16 protein-coding genes are annotated in these 15,858 nt (G+C 58.5%); 9 read left to right on the forward strand and 7 right to left on the reverse strand.

What is annotated here, in order from left to right; translation table 11 throughout:
* Positions 1-7: 7 nt before the first annotated feature.
* From ASN_RS03435 to ASN_RS03450, 4 genes are read left to right on the forward strand one after another with little or no spacing between them, the layout of a single operon-like run.
* Positions 8-982, forward strand: a complete 975-nt coding sequence (locus ASN_RS03435; RefSeq protein WP_006559413.1) for an ABC transporter permease — start codon at positions 8-10, stop codon at positions 980-982.
* Positions 972-2,105 carry an ABC transporter ATP-binding protein gene (locus ASN_RS03440; RefSeq protein WP_082666560.1) on the forward strand — a complete coding sequence of 378 codons (1,134 nt, stop codon included), beginning with the start codon at positions 972-974 and terminating at the stop codon, positions 2,103-2,105. Before ASN_RS03435 ends, ASN_RS03440 begins: the two co-directional genes overlap by 11 nt.
* Positions 2,106-2,148: 43 nt before the next feature.
* Positions 2,149-3,153 carry an ABC transporter ATP-binding protein gene (locus ASN_RS03445; protein WP_058987214.1) on the forward strand — a complete coding sequence of 335 codons (1,005 nt, stop codon included), beginning with the start codon at positions 2,149-2,151 and terminating at the stop codon, positions 3,151-3,153.
* A 54-nt stretch (positions 3,154-3,207) separates the two neighbouring features.
* Entirely contained in the window at positions 3,208-3,972 is a 765-nt protein-coding gene (locus ASN_RS03450; protein ID WP_058987215.1) for a lysophospholipid acyltransferase family protein, read from the forward strand.
* Positions 3,973-4,303: 331 nt separating this feature from the next.
* Here ASN_RS03450 and ASN_RS03455 read toward each other — a convergent pair whose 3' ends face one another.
* From ASN_RS03455 to ASN_RS03465, 3 genes are all read right to left on the reverse strand, one after another.
* On the reverse strand, positions 4,304-4,879 hold the full coding sequence (locus ASN_RS03455) for a hypothetical protein (protein ID WP_058987216.1): 576 nt from the start codon (positions 4,877-4,879) through the stop codon (positions 4,304-4,306).
* Positions 4,880-4,991: 112 nt separating this feature from the next.
* Entirely contained in the window at positions 4,992-5,201 is a 210-nt protein-coding gene (locus ASN_RS20130; protein WP_231948357.1) for a hypothetical protein, read from the reverse strand.
* A gap of 196 nt (positions 5,202-5,397) precedes the next feature.
* Positions 5,398-6,306, reverse strand: a complete 909-nt coding sequence (locus ASN_RS03465; RefSeq protein ID WP_058987218.1) for a LysR family transcriptional regulator — start codon at positions 6,304-6,306, stop codon at positions 5,398-5,400.
* Positions 6,307-6,367: 61 nt separating this feature from the next.
* Here ASN_RS03465 and ASN_RS03470 point away from each other — a divergent pair, with 61 nt between their 5' ends.
* The 5 genes from ASN_RS03470 (at position 6,368) to ASN_RS03490 (ending at position 9,763) form a co-directional block, all read left to right on the forward strand.
* Positions 6,368-6,841: a PACE efflux transporter gene (locus ASN_RS03470; protein WP_058987219.1), complete on the forward strand. Its 474-nt coding sequence runs from the start codon at positions 6,368-6,370 to the stop codon at positions 6,839-6,841.
* A gap of 104 nt (positions 6,842-6,945) precedes the next feature.
* Complete coding sequence (locus ASN_RS03475; protein ID WP_157765099.1) at positions 6,946-7,524, forward strand: hypothetical protein; 579 nt, start codon at positions 6,946-6,948, stop codon at positions 7,522-7,524.
* A 265-nt stretch (positions 7,525-7,789) separates the two neighbouring features.
* Positions 7,790-8,011: a (2Fe-2S)-binding protein gene (locus ASN_RS18485; RefSeq protein ID WP_039906124.1), complete on the forward strand. Its 222-nt coding sequence runs from the start codon at positions 7,790-7,792 to the stop codon at positions 8,009-8,011.
* A 91-nt stretch (positions 8,012-8,102) separates the two neighbouring features.
* Positions 8,103-9,062, forward strand: a complete 960-nt coding sequence (locus ASN_RS03485; protein ID WP_058987222.1) for an NAD(P)H-dependent glycerol-3-phosphate dehydrogenase — start codon at positions 8,103-8,105, stop codon at positions 9,060-9,062.
* A 149-nt stretch (positions 9,063-9,211) separates the two neighbouring features.
* The gene (locus ASN_RS03490) at positions 9,212-9,763 is read left to right on the forward strand and encodes a Dps family protein (RefSeq protein ID WP_039906126.1); all 552 of its coding nucleotides are present in this window, start codon (positions 9,212-9,214) and stop codon (positions 9,761-9,763) included.
* Positions 9,764-10,121: 358 nt separating this feature from the next.
* On the opposite strand, the gene ASN_RS03495 is transcribed toward ASN_RS03490, so the two are convergent.
* From ASN_RS03495 to ASN_RS03510, 4 genes are read right to left on the reverse strand one after another with little or no spacing between them, the layout of a single operon-like run.
* The gene (locus ASN_RS03495) at positions 10,122-11,876 is read right to left on the reverse strand and encodes a PepSY-associated TM helix domain-containing protein (protein WP_058987223.1); all 1,755 of its coding nucleotides are present in this window, start codon (positions 11,874-11,876) and stop codon (positions 10,122-10,124) included.
* Entirely contained in the window at positions 11,873-12,190 is a 318-nt protein-coding gene (locus tag ASN_RS03500; protein WP_058987224.1) for a hypothetical protein, read from the reverse strand. Before ASN_RS03500 ends, ASN_RS03495 begins: the two co-directional genes overlap by 4 nt.
* On the reverse strand, positions 12,187-12,468 hold the full coding sequence (locus ASN_RS03505; RefSeq protein ID WP_058987225.1) for a hypothetical protein: 282 nt from the start codon (positions 12,466-12,468) through the stop codon (positions 12,187-12,189). The genes ASN_RS03500 and ASN_RS03505 overlap by 4 nt, the downstream gene beginning before the upstream one ends.
* Positions 12,465-14,834, reverse strand: a complete 2,370-nt coding sequence (locus tag ASN_RS03510; protein ID WP_058987226.1) for a TonB-dependent siderophore receptor — start codon at positions 14,832-14,834, stop codon at positions 12,465-12,467. The genes ASN_RS03505 and ASN_RS03510 overlap by 4 nt, the downstream gene beginning before the upstream one ends.
* Positions 14,835-15,858: the final 1,024 nt, after the last annotated feature.

The following is a 15,858-nucleotide window of genomic DNA, read 5'->3' on the forward strand; positions in this document are numbered from 1 at the left end:
GCACGCCATGATCACCGCCCTGCTGCGCCGCCTTGGACAGACAGTCTTTGTGCTGTTCGGTATTTCCGCGCTGGTGTTCTGCGTGTTCTTTGCAACACCGGGGGCAGACCCCACCGCCCGCATTGCCGGGCGCAACGCCTCCCCCCAGACCATGGAGAAAGTGCGCAAGGAATACGGGTTCGATCGCCCCTTGCCCGTGCAGTACGCCACCATGATGAAGAAACTCTTCATCACGCGCGATCTGGCCTCCTACGTGGACCGTGGCGAACTGGTTGTGCCGGAAATTGCCCGTGCGGCTCCGGTTACTGTGTCTCTGGTATGCGGGGCGGCGCTGATCTGGGTGGTGGCCTCCATCGCCATGGGCACGCTGGCCGCCGCCATGAAGGGCACATGGGTGGACCGTGGGCTGATGATGCTGGGGCTGATTGGCATTTCCATGCCGGTGTTCTGGCTGGGCCAGGTGGCCAACCTTATTACCCAGAGCCGCTACCATGATACGTGGCTGTTCTCCTGGGTGCCGGGGCTGGGCTACGTGCCGTTTACGGAAAGCCCGCTCGGCTGGTTCAAGGCGTTGGTCATTCCGTGGGTGGTGCTGGCCGTGATGTTCATTGGTATCTACAGCCGCGTGCTGCGGGCTGATCTGGTGGCACTGGCGGGTGAAGACTTCATGCGCACGGCACGGGCCAAGGGGCTTTCACCCACCCGTGTGCTGCTGCGCCATGGGCTGCGCACCTCCATGGTCACATTTGTCTCCCTCTTCGGGCTGGATTTCGCGCAGCTTGTGGGCGGCGGCGCCCTGCTGACGGAAGTGGTGTTCGGGCTGCCGGGCGTGGGACGGCTGACCTATCAGGCGCTCACCAATCTGGACCTGCCGCTGATCATGGCCACGGTCATGTATTCCGCCGTGTTTGTTGTGCTTGCCAATGCAGTGGTGGACAGCGTTTACCTGCTATTGGACCCAAGGGTACGTGATGCCAGATAACTTTCCTTCCGCACCCGTTCAGCCCTCCCCCACGCAGCACACCGCCGCGCCGCTGCTGGCGGTGCGTAACCTGTGCGTCAGCTTTCCCTCTGGCGGCAGGATGATCCCCATTGTGGAGAATGTTTCCTTCACGCTGGCGGAGCGGGACATTCTGGGGCTGGTGGGGGAATCCGGCTCTGGCAAATCCGTAACCGCCATGGCCCTGATGGGGCTGATAGACAGCCCCGGCGTGCAGATCACCGGCTCTGCCCTGTTCCGGGGGCAGGAACTGGTGGGCCTGCCGCAAAAGCAGTTGCGCCGCCTGCGCGGGCGGCAGATTGCCATGATCTTTCAGGACCCCATGACGGCCTTTACGCCTGTCTACACCATCGGCTGGCAGATTGATGAGCAGATCCGCGCGCATGAACGCCTCTCCCGCAAGCAGGCCCGCGCCCGCACGGTGGACCTGCTGGCGGAAATGGGCGTGCCGGACCCTGCCCGCACGGCAGATCGCTACCCGCACCAGCTTTCGGGCGGCCTGCGCCAGCGCGCCATGATTGCCATGGCGCTCTCCTGCAACCCGGCACTGCTGATTGCTGATGAACCCACAACCGCGCTGGACGTGACCGTGCAGGCCCAGATTCTGGACCTCATCCGTGGTCTGCGCACCGCCTATGGGTCCTCCGTCCTGCTGATCACGCATGACATGGGCGTGGTGGCGGAAACCTGTGACACGACATTGGTGCTGTATTCCGGCCGGGTGGCGGAAACCGGGCCGACACAGGCGCTGTTTGCTCAGCCGGGACACCCTTACACCGCCGCATTGCTGGCCTCTATTCCGCCGCTGGACGGCCCCCGGCCTGAGCGCCTGCCAGCCATTGCCGGTGCCCCGCCCGTTCCGCTGGAACGCCCCGCGGGTTGCGCCTTCAGCCCCCGCTGCCACTACGTGCATGAGGCCTGCCTGCCCGCCCCGCCGCCGCCGCTGGTACCCGTCGGCCCACATCAGAGCGCTGCCTGCGTGCTATCCACGGAGGGCACGCCGTTGCCCCCACGGCTGATATCGGCGTGTGCTTCAGCCGCTGCGTCCATACGCCATCAGGCCGCTCCCACGCCCCCGCCGTCTCATGGGGAGGTCTCCCCATGAGTGTGCTGTCCTGCACCCTCTCCTCCATGCAGGAGCGCACGGCATGAGTGCTTTTCCCGTGTCCTCTCCTGAACAGGGTGGCGCGCCGTTGCTGAGTGTGCGGGCGTTGCGCAAGACCTATTCCCTCCCAAGGGGGCAGACGCTCAAGGCGGTGGATGGCATTTCTCTTGATGTTCTGCCCGGTGAGGTTCTGGGGCTGGTGGGTGAGTCCGGTTGTGGCAAATCCACACTGGGGCGATGCCTGCTGCGGCTTACGGATGTCTCCTCCGGCCAGATCACGTTTGAAGGGCAGGACATCACCCATCTGGGCGAGCGCGCGTTGCGGCCCCTGCGCCAGCGCATGCAGATGGTGTTTCAGGATTCCTACGCCTCGCTCAACCCGCGCCGCCGCATTGGTGATCTGCTGGCCGAGCCCCTGCGCGTGCATCCCAGCCCGGACGGGCGCAAACGGCCTGCCGCTGCCATCACCGCCCGCCTGCATGAGTTGATGGACCTTGTCAGCCTGCCAGCTACCGCGCTGGACCGCTACCCGCATGAGTTTTCAGGCGGTCAGCGGCAACGCATCAACATTGCCCGTGCGCTGGCGCTCTCCCCCCGGCTGGTGGTGGCGGACGAACCCGTTTCCGCGCTGGATGTGTCCGTGCAGGCTCAGATTGTGAACCTGTTTGCTGATCTGCAAGCCCAACTGGGGCTGACCTACGTGTTTGTGGCGCATGATCTGGCGGTGGTACGGCAGATTTCCACGCGCGTGGCGGTCATGTATCTGGGCGCTGTGGTGGAGCTGGGTGAAACGGATGACGTGCTGCATCATCCGGCCCACCCCTACACCGCAGCCCTGACGCAGGCCGTGCCCCGCCCGGTGGTGGGCGCGCCCCGGCACCCGCCCCTGCGCGGCGATATTCCAAGCCCGGTGGCCCGGCCCTCCGGCTGCCGTTTTCACACACGCTGCCCCATGGTGCAGGACCGCTGCCGCGTTGAAGACCCTGCGCTGCATACGGTGCGCCCCGGCCATGAGGTCGCGTGTCACTTTCCACTGGCGGCGGACTGAAAGGGCCAGTATGCAGGGGCTTCCCTGCGCCTGCCGGAGAAAGCCTGAGCCCGCATGTTCCGCTTTTCTGCTTTAAGTGCCTGCCTGCGCTTTTACAGTTCTCTGATGGTGATTGCCGTCATTTTTCTGGCGCTGGATGCAGGGTCTTTCGTGCTGCGCCACCTTCTGCCTGACGCCCCCCGCCGCCGCAGGCTGGGGCGGGCGTGGCTGCATGGCGTCGCACGGCTGGCTATCCGCTATCTTCAGGCAGCGGGCATTGTGGCGTGTGATATGGACGCATTGGCCCCGTTGCGCACGGAGCACAACCTTGTGCTTGTGGCCAATCATCCCTCGCGGTTGGATAGCCTGATTCTGGCTGCCGCCCTGCCCAACATGACCTGCGTCACCAAAGCCTCCATCTGGGAGCGCCCCACCTTGGGCAGCACGCTGCGCACGGCGGGCTACCCCCGGCATGACAGCCTTTTGCGCCTGATTGGCCCCGCCAGCCAGAGCCTGAAAGAAGCGGGGCAACTGCTGCTGTTTCCGGAAGGCACACGCTCCCGCCCCGGTGCGGAACCCGGCGCGTTTCAACCCGGCTTTGCCGCCATTGCCCAGCGCACACGGGCAGACGTGCAGCCGTTACTGATTGAAACCAATTCCCCGTATCTGTCACAGGGCTGGCCCTTCCTGCGTCGCCCGCCCCTGCCCATGCGCTACCGCGTGCGCCTCGGCCCCCGCTTTCCCGCCCCGGCACGAGATGAAGCCAGCGGCCGCGCCTTGGTGGACGCCGTTGAAACCCTGCTGAAGCAGGAACTGAGCACACCCAAAGCAGACTTCTAACGGAAGCCAGAATAGAGCGGTTCAAGAAGAGAGGCACGGCCCGTCTTCAACGCGCTCATAATCGTTTTTCACAAAAAACAGCTTTGTAGAAAGCTAAAACGCAAAAGCCCGCTGAACCCGAAGGCTTCGTAACCGGGATTGACCGTGGAAACTGGTTCCACTCATCCACGCAATACTCTGCTTGGGCTTTTGGAATACTGTACGAGAACGTTTTAAAAAACGTATGGCGCAGCATCCAGCATATTCTTGTCAGTCAAAAAAGCGGCTTGATAGAACCTGCTGGAACGTGAACCAAGTGAAAGCGCGTTTCCTGACCCGCAACTTTCAACGGTTAGATCGCCCCTTCAATCTCGGTCACGCGGGAAACGCACGTTCTGAAATCCTTGGCCTTTTCCATAAAGCCCAGCATGTTGAGAACCCATGTGTCCTCATCTCCCGTGGGGAAGCCAATCACCAGCCAGCCGCTATGCGTCAGTCCGGTAAACAGAATACGCAGGTCATCAATATCCAGCGTGGTTGAAAGCGTGTCATTCGCGCCGAACATGTTGTAGCTCTGCTGCCATTTGTCAGCTTTGGCGCTCTGGAAGATCAGTTTGATGTTCTCGCCCGTCATGTCGGGCCAACTGGTTTCTTCCACCATGAGCGTGTGGTGCGGATAAGTGCGCTGGCCTGTCAGCAACGCCAGTTTGCGGCCATCGCTGAATGTGCCTTCAAGCTGGCAGAACGCGCCGCCATCCTTGCTGTCAGACTGTTTGACATCCCACGTACCGGCATCTGGCACCACCACCTGCGGCGCAGGGGCTTCCTGCTGCGGGGCGGAAGCTGGGGCCGGTTTCTGTGCCCATGCGGCACCTCCGCCGTTGGCCAGAAGAAAAAGACAGCCCCCTAAAATGCTCAGTCTGGTCATGCTCTTACGCTCCCGTCAGGCCGCTATGGTAAAGGCCACACCGGCTGTTTGACAATCAGGGAATGACGGGCAGATCAAAAGACCAGGGCGTGTCATCAGTTAAGAGGATGGATTATGACGCCGATCCACTCATTAAAAAACGTGAAGACCGGGGGATCACACCGGTTATCCCCTCAAAGAAAAACCATATCTGTTCACGAAAAACCTGTTTTCCAATTTGTAAAAAATGAAGCATAATTGAACGGTTTTTCGCCAGACTGACACGGTTCAGAGGCATTGCAACACGCCATGACAAGTTGAAATCACCCTTCATCGCTGCCACCCATCTCGTCTCCGCTGTCATCGGAGTTAACTGATGACACGCCCGCATTTGTCTCGGGCTGGATAAAATGAGCTTTTTGCGTGAACCGGCTTGGATGAAACGCCAAGTTGGACATGGCGCGACTATGGGTTTGAGAAAATGACTATTTTACAAAGCGTTACGCCTTGCGCGATCCTACCGGGGGTTTGGTGGGTGATCAGGGTTCGCGCGCGGGGCGGTTGACGGGTGGGATGCCGCCGTGGCGCAGGCGGTTGCGGAGCCATTGGGCGGCGGGGCCATGAGAATGCTTCTTGCGCCATACGGTAACAAGAGGGGTCAGGCGTTCTCCGGCATCAAACTGAAGGTTGGGGGCCACAATATCCGGCGCGGTGGGGGATGCCGCAAGAACGTGGTCTGACACAAACGCCCACCCAATATTGTGTTTGACCATTTCCAGAATAACCCAGTGGCTTTCCACCCACCAGACATCGGCCGCCACGCGCAGGCTCTGCCGTGTTTGCTCGCGCCCACGGGTGGCCACCAGAATCTGGCGGTAGCGTTTAAGGTCCTCCCACGTTACCTGCCGATGCGCCAGCGGATGAGTGCGCCCGCACACCAGCTTGAGCGGCACATACCCTATTGCCTGAAAAACGAGGTCTGGCTGCGGGTGATCCTGCTGCCACATCACGCCCAGATCGGCCACGCCATCCAGCACAAGCTGGCCGACATCCTCCATCAGCGGAAACAGGATTTCCACCTGAACATAAGGAAAATTCGTTGCGAATTCAGAAAAAATCGTGCCCAGCGCGTGTTCGGGGTAAAGCTGGTCTATGGCCACCACCAGCTTGTTTTCCACCTGCTCTTCCAGAGAATGGGCAACCCCTATCAGATGTTCGCGCCGTTCAAGCACCACGCGCGCTTCTGGCAGAAGGCGCAGGCCCGCCTGCGTAAGCACCGGCTGGCGGCCAGAGCGATCAAACAGCACCAGCCCCAGATCCACCTCCAGATTACTGATATGGGTGCTGATGGCAGACTGAGCCCTGCCCAACAGGCGGGCAGCAGCGGAGAAAGAGCCATTTTCCGCCGCCGTAACAAACGCCTGCAACTGATCCAGAGAAACGCTCATCCATCATTTTTCCAGATAGGTTCTATCTTTCTTTTCTCTGGGTAGGAGATAGGTTGCGCGCATGTCAACGCCCGATTCTCTCCCCACCACCCTCCGTTCGCCCTCAGACCGCGTGCGCCACGCCCTGCTGTTTGAATGTGTGGCTCTGGCGCTGGTTATTCCCGTGGGGGCACACCTGTTTGGCCTGCATACCGAAGATATGGGTATTATTGGCATTGGCAGCGCTGTCACGGCTACCGTGTGGAACTATCTGTATAATCTGGGGTTTGATCACGCCCTGCGCCGCCTGACGGGATCAGTCAGCAAAACGGTGGGCATGCGTGTGCTGCACACGCTGCTGTTTGAGGCCGGATTGCAGGTTGTGCTGCTGCCCGCCATTGCCTGGTATCTGCGCGTGAGCATTCCGCAGGCATTTTCCATGAGCTTTTCTCTGGCGCTGTTTTATCTGGTGTATGCGTTTTTCTTCAACATTGCGTATGACTGGGTTTTTCCCGTTACCCCATCTTACCGCACACACGCCGTTGCCAGCGAATAACACGGGCGGGCATAACCATTCCGTAATGCTTTTCTGTTGAAATCAGGCCGGATGCGTTTCTAGAGTGTGTGCCACCAGATAACACCGCACGACGGACCAGCCGCATGCCGTACCCTCCATATACTTCCTTTGCAGACAGAGTTGTCGCCGTGCTGGATAAAGCAGCGCTGTGTGTCACGGCTCCGGTCCGGCGGCTGGGCGTAGGAGATTTCTCCCCTACCCCATATATGAAAAAAGCACCGCACATGTGGGTGCTCCTCTGCGTGGCCGGCGCGGAAACGCTTCTTTACGCCTGCGCGCTTCTTGGTCCGTTCAAGAGCATGCAATATCTGGCTAATCCGCTACTGCTTCTGCCCTGCGGGTTTGTGGCGCATATCAAAAATCACCATGCTCTCTACACAAATGGCGGCGCAGACCGCACCCCGGCAGACCAGCAGGTGGTGTGGCAGGCACGTATGGTCATGCTGGCGACCATTGCCGTTCTTTCCACATCCGCGCTGGCAGCCGTGACGCTCTTTCTCGGGCTTGCTCGCCATCCGGTCGATGGACTGTCTCTGGTAGCCCCGCTTTTGATGACGCTGCTTTACACGGAATGCATGGCCCTTCTTGCTCCCGTTTTTGTGCTCTCACGCCATGATCATGCGCCCCGGTCTTCCCAGCGCTCTTTGCCCGCCGAGGCATAAGGTTCCACAGGCTGCTGTTTCTTTTAGGCTGGCGGCCAATTTTTTATCGCAGAACTCTTGGTTTTCTGCGCATCACCCCCACATAGCGGCTGCCACCCGGCTTTTCCCGCCAGCCCCCGCGCTGTGCTTGCCCTCTTTCCTTGTGCCGTAAACACTCTGTCAGACGGGCCTGTTTTGTCCCGATCGGAATCTTGCAGAAAGTCTATTGCGAATAGTTCTCATTCGTGTATGGTCACGGCGTCAGACTCAGAACGGGACGATCTTGATGGTCATCTGCTCTTGTAATCGCTTGACGGATAAAGATGTTGAATCCGCCGTGGCTGGTGGGGCAACCCGCCCGCGTGAAATCTATGCATCCAAAGGATGCAAGGCCCAGTGCGGAAACTGCGTGCCCGGTGTTGTCTGCCTTCTGCGGGAAGCACGCATGAAGCAGGTGCAGGCTGGCCTGATGCAGCAGAGCGCCCCTGTAACCGCTCTTTCCGCCTGAACTGGCCTGCTCCCGCACAGGGCGGGAGGTCTTTTTTTCTTTATACGGCCATCGCTTGCCTGTTGTGCCTACATCTGGCACGGCTACTGCCATGAACAGGCATATTCTGGTTATGGGCGCAGGCGCGTGGGGTTCCGCACTGGCGCTGCACATGCACCGCACAGGCGCACGCGTGCAGGTATGGGCGCGCAACCCGGCCACGCGGCTGCCTACAGGGGCCATGCCCCGCCTGCCAGACTGGCCATTGCCTTCTGACATTACGGTTTCTGACGCCATTCCCGCCAAGCCAGACCTTGTGCTGGTGGTTGTGCCCGTTCAGCATCTGGCCTCTGTTCTGCCGCTGCTGCCTGCGGGTGTGCCCGCCATTCTGTGCTGCAAGGGTGTGGAGCGGGCCAGCCAGACTTTTCCGCTGGATGTGCTGGTGCGGGTGCGCCCCGAATGTCCGGGCGCTGTGCTCTCCGGCCCCAATTTTGCGCACGAGATTGCCGCGGGCCTGCCCGCCGCAGCCGTTGTGGCTGCCCCGCATATGGATCAGGCACTTACGCTAGCCGCCGCTGTCTCCTCCCCCTCGTTCCGGCTCTATGCCAGTGATGACTGTACGGGTGTGCAATTGGGTGGCGCGGCCAAGAACGTGATTGCCATTGCCGCCGGAACCGCAATGGGCGCAGGCTTGGGTGAAAACGCCCGCGCAGCCCTGATTACACGCGGGCTGGCAGAAACCGGCAGGCTGGCGGCAGCGCTGGGTGGCCAACCTGCCACCCTTGCCGGGCTGGCCGGTATGGGGGATCTGGTGCTCACCTGCACGGGGGCGGCCTCCCGCAATTATCAGATGGGGCTGGCGCTGGGCCACGGTGCCGTGGCGGAGGACGCCGCAGCCGCCCTGCCCGGCGTGGCGGAAGGTGTGACCACCGCCAGCGCCCTGCTGGGAATGGCCCGTGCGCACGGCGTAAACGTGCCCATTATTGAAACCGTTTCTGATTTTCTGGCAAAAACCCTAACGCTGGAAGAAGCACGCAGCCGCCTGCTGGACCGTCCCCTCAAGGCTGAGTAGCACCACCGGAATAGCCACGCGGAATGCCTGCGTCCTTTTCATGGCTGATACATTCCCCATTGCATGCAACTTATGGCTCCCTACATCCTTATACGTCACGCCTGACCGTGATGAGACGGTATTTTAATGGTGAAAAAAGGACGGGTTTTATGACTAAAGCTCCCGATACCAAAGTGCTCGATGCCAAGGCGGCGCACGTCAAGGAATATCTGGGCACGCCGACAGACCTGAAAGCCGACGCCGTAAAGGAAGTCGCCATTGGTCTGGCCGATACACTGGCAGATGTGTTTGCCCTTTACGTCAAGACAAAGAATTTCCACTGGCATATGAGCGGTCGCCACTTCCGCGATTACCATCTGCTGCTGGACGAACAGAGCGATCAGATTTTTGCCATGACTGATCCGCTGGCTGAACGCGCCCGCAAGATTGGCGGCACCACGCTGCATTCCATTGGCGAAATCAGCCGCCGCACGCAAATTCTGGATAATGACGCCCTATATGTCACCCCGGAAGACATGCTGGCTGAACTGCGGGATGATAACCTCTCCCTCACCAAGCGCCTGCGCAAGGTGCATGCCATCTGTGATGACGCAAATGATGTGGCAACCGCCAGCCTGATTGAAAACTGGATTGACGAAACAGAACGCCGCACATGGTTCCTGTTTGAAGCCACACGCCCGGCTTTTGGTAAAAACGCCTGATCCTGATACGCCTCATTCATTCTGACATCAAAAAAGGCGGAGGCTTGCTGGCCCCCGCCTTTTTTGCGTCCGCACTTCAGGTTCTACGGGTAGCACCAGAACCGCAGCGCGAAGACATTGAGGGTTCTAAAAACCCTCTTTCCCACCTGTATAAAAATCGTGACCCATTGATATAGCTACTACTGGAAAAATCAAAATAGGGTTTTTAGAACCCTCCATGTTATTTTGAAGCATCCGCCGGTAGGGGGTGGGGGCTGTTGTCAAACGCTGCCCCTGCTACCGGGCTTTCTTAAAGACCTTTGGCAGAACGAGAGATCTGCCGCTTACCGTGTGCGGCTTCCGCGCAGCATTACCACAGTCAGGCGGACAGCCTGCGCTGGGAGGACACGCGGATTTTTCTGAACGCACAGACCAGCAGAAACACCCCAACCAGAACAGAGGTCAGCCCGACGGCCTGATTAACAGGAGAGAGCCAGTCTCCCTGCTGTCTGCCAAAGCTGGCTGCCACTGGCACCAATGCCGTCAGAACACCCGCGCCCACCAGCAGAATACGGTCACACCGCTGGCTGCCAAGCAGAAAAGCGGCTGCCACAAACAGGCAGAAAACCGCGTAATACAGCCCCATCACCACCGGGTAGGTTCCGCCGTGCGGCAGGAACGGCACGGCGCAGAAAATGGCGGAAATTCCGGCCACACATCCCAATGTGCAGCCTGAGGTCAGGCAGGCGAGAAACCGTGTGCCGCGTGTTTCTTCAACAAGCCCGGTTTTACGCTCCTGCTTCTGGCGGGACGCAATCCAGAGCCGGTTGCCGGTATAGAACAGAAACGCGCCCCCCAGCCCCAGCACCACATACCCCCAACGCACCGCCACGCCCCCAAAACTGCCAAAATGCAACGCAAAGAAGGTGGTGATAATGGAAAACCCTGCGCCCTGATGGCCGGGCAGATAATCAGCGGAAATAATTTTGCCGGTATAGGGATCAACGCCCGCAAAACCGCTGACAGGCCCGCGCATGCTGTAACGCGGATCATGCCCTGCCACATTCAACGCCACCCCGGCACCCGGCCGTTGCGTATAGGTCAGGCTATCAGGCACAAAACCGGGGGCCTGCGCGGCCAGTGCCGCCACAATCTGCTGCGGTGGCAACGGTGTTCGAGGGGCGGCAGCGTTTTTCTGATCATTCCCCTGTGCAGGATCAGGACTTCCCTCACGCTGAGGCAGAGGTGCCCCATCATGCCCAGTGGCAGACACATGGTCAGATGGCCCCTGATGTTCACCTGCTGGCTGCACGGCCACAGGGGCCTGCCCCCCATGCTCCATGCCAGCTGGACCATGCCCACCATGCGCCACGCCACCCCGACCATGGCCGCCGCCATGCCGTGGGCCGCCCTGCATATGCTGGTGTGCGCTGCTACCGCCCAGAAGCAACTGCTGGGTGGCAAAAATGGGTTCATGAAACGCAAAGACAACAGATGTCAGCGCCATAATGAGATGAAACGGCAAGGAAAACACACCCAGAAGGTTGTGCATATCCAGCCACATCTTCTTGCTGTTACGCCCAATGCTGACAGCAAAAAGGTTTTTTGCCAGACCGGGCAGAAACGCAATAACGCCTGAAACCAGCGCCACCGCATACAGCAGCGCCACCGTTCCCATCAGAAACATGCTGAGTGTATGCGGGAAGGGCAAACCAACTTGCTGGTGCAGAACATCCACAAACCGCGCAGCGCCAGAAGGCTGATCCTGCACCATGACCAGATCTCCCTGATCATTCAGGCTGACCTGTGTGGCAGGGCCATGCCCATGTGCGCCCGGTTTGGCAATGGACCATGAAAGCTGCCCCTGCCCCGGCGTGGCGGCTGGCAGGGTAATGCTGTAATTGCGCGCCGCTTCAGGATGGGCGGCAAACAGTTTTTCCATCAGGGCGGGCAGACGCTCAAACGGCGTAGCAACCGGAGGCGGGTTGGCGGCAGAGGCCCACTCCTGCAAAGGCTGCTCAAACATGGTGATGGCCCCGGCATAAAAGGCCACAAACAGGAACAGCCCGGCGATGATGCCCACCCAACTGTGCACATCCCGATAGGTGCGGACGATATCACCCCGAATTTTCATGATACCAGCCCCCGGATGGCAAAAAACAGCCCCCACACAAGCACATTGGCAACCGCCAGCACCGCCCAGGCCTGCCGCCCGGAACGGAAAAGAAAGCACACGCTGAGAAGCACACACCAGACCAGGGCCACCAGCCACAGTAAAAACTGCGCGGACAGCGTGCGGGGTGAGGCATCAGAATGACACAGCAGCCCCACCACCCCCATGATCCCGAAGGTCAGCAGGCCGCCTGCCACCACGGCAGCGGAGACTTTTGGGAACCAGTTGCGGCTGCTCAGAGGCTCCGGTTTTGAAAAACTGGCCTGTGTGTTCATGGGCCTTTCTTCCTGTATCTGAGCAATGCCAGCCCCAGCGGCAGCAGGGACCACACGGCCATCAGCAATGTCAGCAGCATGAAAACCGCTGTGGCGGGGCTTCTGGCCTGAAGCAGCACCCCCAGAGCCACGCAGATCAGCGCCCCACCCACCAGCAGGCACAGGCGCGCATTGGGCGCACGGGCCAGCAAAAGCTGGTTGCGGGAGGCAAGATAGCACAGCACGCCGCCTGCTACCGTCAGAACGCTGGCCCCGATCAGGAAAACAGATGCGCTCACCAGCGATATTCCAAGCGTGCCGTTAAACTGCGGCCCTGCCCATAGTAACAGGCAGAGACAGCCGTGCAGGTTGAAACAAAGCGTTTGTTGGCAATGTTACGCAGATTGACTGAAAAAGAGAGGTGATCATAACGCGGGTGCGCCACCCCAAAATCATACCGCAGGAAGGAATCAAACACCGTATAGCCGGGAATGGAGAGGGTGTTGTTGGTGTCACCATAGCTGTGGCCGGTGTAGCGCACGCCGCCACCTACCCCCAGCCCCGCAAAAAAGCCGTGCCGGAACCGTTGATCCACAAACAGGGAGGCCATCCATTTGGGGGCCTGTGGCAGATAATTGCCCACCTGTGATGCTGTGTTGGACTGCGTGACGCGGGCATCGCTCCGGGTGCCGGTGAAAATAACCGCCATATCCCACGGCAGGGTGGCGCGGCCTTCAAGTTCCAGCCCACGCACCCGGCCCTTGCCGGTCTGCACAAGGCAGGTTGTGGTGCCGCATAGGGTGCCGTTGGGGTCTGGCGTTGTCATGTTTGTCTGGGTGATCTGATACCCGCCGAACGTGACATAAATGCTTTTGCCGTACTGGTAGCGCAAACCAGCCTCATACTGGTCCCCCTTGGTGGGTTTGAACGGCACACCATTCAGGGCCGTTGAAGGATCAGAAACCTGAGGCTGGAAGGATTGCGCGTAGCTGAAATACGGGGCCAACCCGTTATCAAACAGATAAACGGCCCCTGCCCGCCACGTAAACGCATCTGAACGGGTGTTATAGCGCTTCTGTGTAAGGATGTTCAGCGTTTCATCCCGCGCCCAGTCCTGCCTGCCGCCAATGGTCACACGCAGGCGGTTGAACTTGAGCTGATCCTGAAAATAAATGCCGTTCTGCTGGCTGAGGGTAGAGGTGTAAACCTGCGGAGCCAACGCATTGGCATAGCCCGCGGAGCCACGTTTGACGGGGTCAAAAATATTGAGCATGGGCAACACAAGGGAGGCGTTGACCAAATCCCGGCTGTGCTCCCAGTTTGTGTAGAAGTAATCCGTGCCAGCCAGCAGCAGGTGCCGCACAGGGCCAGTGGTAACATGCCCTTCCAGTTGCGTATCCGTCGCCACCCCCTGCGAGCGCCCACGCCCTTCTACCGCGCGGCGGTTTACCGTTTCCCCAGCAACACACCCGGCAACGGAAGGGGGACAGGCCTTGAGCGTATCGCCGGAAAGCACGGTGGCACGGTAAAGCGTATCAATATAGGTGTAGCGGGTATTATTGCGCACGGTCAGGTATTTGCTGAATTTGTGCTCCAGAAAAGATCCGGCCAACGCCTGATTACGGTCAAATGTATCCCAATCCGGTTCACCAATGTTGGCATTATTGGCAATATGGCGGCCTTTGGACGAATACAGCGTGCCCGTGGCAGGCAGAAACTGGAAGGTGGAGCCACCCTGATCACGCTGATACTGGGCCAGCAACGTCCATGTGGTGTGCGGGGTGATCTTCCATGTCAGGCTGGGCGACACATAATACCGCCCCAGCATGACATCATCCACCTGCGTGCCGCCATACCGCGCCAGCGCCACAACGCGCCCCAGCACCGTGCCCTGATGGTTGAGCTTGCCAGACACATCGCCCGAGGCCTGCCCCTGCCAGTTATCCATGCCGGTAAAGCCAGCACTTTGCAGAAAGAATTCGCCTTCGCTTTTTTCCGTGGGGCGCTTGGTGGCCAGGTTCACCACACCGCCGGGGGCCGTCTGCCCATACAGTGCGCCAGACGGGCCTTTCAGCACCTCAATCTGTTGCAGCGCGAACGGGTCAAACGATGTGCGGGTCCATTGCCCGCCAGAAGGCAGGCGCAGACCATCCACAAAGTTGTTGTTTGACGAAAACCCGCCAGCACCAAAGCCACGAACGGATACTTCATCCACACGGCTATCAATACCCGAAGGCTCGGACTGCACCCCGGCTGTATAGGCCAGCGCATCCGCAATGGTGGGGGACGCACGCAGTTCTATTTCCTCGCGGTTCACGATGGAAATGGACTGAGGCGATTCAATAATGGGTGTACGTGTTTTGGTGGAAGCCGAGGCATGCGAAAGCCCTGTGGCGGTAACCGTGACCACTTCCGTCTTGGCCGCAACCGTTGCCTGCCGCCCGTTTCCGGTCGCGGGCGGTGCTGCTCCCGCTCCCGCTCCCGCAGACGCTGAACCAGCAGCGCCCCCACGCACACCGGCTGATGCGGGCGTAGGCCCGGCCTGCGTTTCCTCGCCGGCTTTTGCAGTGTCAGCGCCCAACGGCTCCGCCATTGCCTCGCCACCCAGTCCTCCTATGCTCATGACAACAAGAAGAAGACCACCCGTCCTACGCGGAAAAGACATTGCTGACTCGCACCCAACACATTACACCAAGGGCTGCGCATTACCTGTAACTAATAATCATTGTCAACTGAAAGACGGTAATCTGCCTGTTTTTTCATGTTCCGTATGGAAAGGCTCCTCTTTCAGACCCTTTTGAAGAATGGAGCGAGGGAGAAGATCCAGCGTAAACCCAGCAAAAGCGGGCCCATGATGAGATGAGCGACCATGCTCTCCGCATTAGCCGCCAGAGCACTGACGGCTGCCTGCCCCACGCCCGGTTCCAGTAACACGCGCCACATCACCTGAAATGAGGTAGATATTGACCTGAAAAAATGCTGCCACGGGTCATGATAGTGTCTTATTTTTGTCACAATAAAATTATCGGCTCGGCATTTTCATCTGCTATATTTCCAGAAAAATTCCATCAATATTGCAAGGTTCTTCATTTTATGGACATGACCAAGAGAAGACTTTATCAAAGCGGAATATTCAGTGTTCTTTTTTATATAATTCTAAAAGATTATGTTCCAGAAAGTTTATTTAGACATATTGGTCCCATCATATCTCCTTTTTTAGGATGTTACGCACAAATATTCCTGGAAAATATTTATTGCAGAATCAAAGAATCCCAGAAACCGGAAAGGCAATAGCTCTATTTTATTTAAACAGATATGTTTTTTGCTCATTATTCAAAATGAAAATTGGAAGGTTCTAGTTTTTAGGACCCTCCATCTCGCTATTATCATAGCATAATCGAAGATTTTTTATGCTCTCTCCACGCACGAAATTTTTCCAAACCAGCAACCAGTAGAGAACTCATAAAAATAGAAAAAAACACAGCAATAATATCGCGCCCCCAGAAAAATATGAACGAATCAAAAACCTTAAGAAGGAAAAATTTATGAGTACAGTAGGAAGGGGTAGGAGTGATGAGAATATTTTCATTGTCATAATTACAACTCGGGTTGATACACCAGAAAAAAGAAATAAAAGAAACATACAAATTATAAAGAACAAAAAAATCTACAAATAACCTGTAAATGAA

The organism is Acetobacter senegalensis (assembly GCF_001499615.1).
In the GTDB taxonomy this organism is placed as follows: Bacteria; Pseudomonadota; Alphaproteobacteria; order Acetobacterales; family Acetobacteraceae; genus Acetobacter; species Acetobacter senegalensis.

Excerpts from the sequence above, each read along its gene's own strand:
- ASN_RS03435 (WP_006559413.1), top strand. The coding sequence starts at position 8 with ATGATCACCGCCCTGCTGCGCCGCCTTGGACAGACAGTCTTTGTGCTG.
- ASN_RS03440 (WP_082666560.1), top strand. The coding sequence starts at position 972 with ATGCCAGATAACTTTCCTTCCGCACCCGTTCAGCCCTCCCCCACGCAG.
- ASN_RS03445 (WP_058987214.1), top strand. The coding sequence starts at position 2,149 with ATGAGTGCTTTTCCCGTGTCCTCTCCTGAACAGGGTGGCGCGCCGTTG.
- ASN_RS03450 (WP_058987215.1), top strand. The coding sequence starts at position 3,208 with ATGTTCCGCTTTTCTGCTTTAAGTGCCTGCCTGCGCTTTTACAGTTCT.
- ASN_RS03455 (WP_058987216.1), bottom strand. The coding sequence starts at position 4,879 with ATGACCAGACTGAGCATTTTAGGGGGCTGTCTTTTTCTTCTGGCCAAC.
- ASN_RS03465 (WP_058987218.1), bottom strand. The coding sequence starts at position 6,306 with ATGAGCGTTTCTCTGGATCAGTTGCAGGCGTTTGTTACGGCGGCGGAA.
- ASN_RS03470 (WP_058987219.1), top strand. The coding sequence starts at position 6,368 with ATGTCAACGCCCGATTCTCTCCCCACCACCCTCCGTTCGCCCTCAGAC.
- ASN_RS03475 (WP_157765099.1), top strand. The coding sequence starts at position 6,946 with ATGCCGTACCCTCCATATACTTCCTTTGCAGACAGAGTTGTCGCCGTG.
- ASN_RS18485 (WP_039906124.1), top strand. The coding sequence starts at position 7,790 with ATGGTCATCTGCTCTTGTAATCGCTTGACGGATAAAGATGTTGAATCC.
- ASN_RS03485 (WP_058987222.1), top strand. The coding sequence starts at position 8,103 with ATGAACAGGCATATTCTGGTTATGGGCGCAGGCGCGTGGGGTTCCGCA.
- ASN_RS03490 (WP_039906126.1), top strand. The coding sequence starts at position 9,212 with ATGACTAAAGCTCCCGATACCAAAGTGCTCGATGCCAAGGCGGCGCAC.
- ASN_RS03495 (WP_058987223.1), bottom strand. The coding sequence starts at position 11,876 with ATGAAAATTCGGGGTGATATCGTCCGCACCTATCGGGATGTGCACAGT.
- ASN_RS03500 (WP_058987224.1), bottom strand. The coding sequence starts at position 12,190 with ATGAACACACAGGCCAGTTTTTCAAAACCGGAGCCTCTGAGCAGCCGC.
- ASN_RS03510 (WP_058987226.1), bottom strand. The coding sequence starts at position 14,834 with ATGTCTTTTCCGCGTAGGACGGGTGGTCTTCTTCTTGTTGTCATGAGC.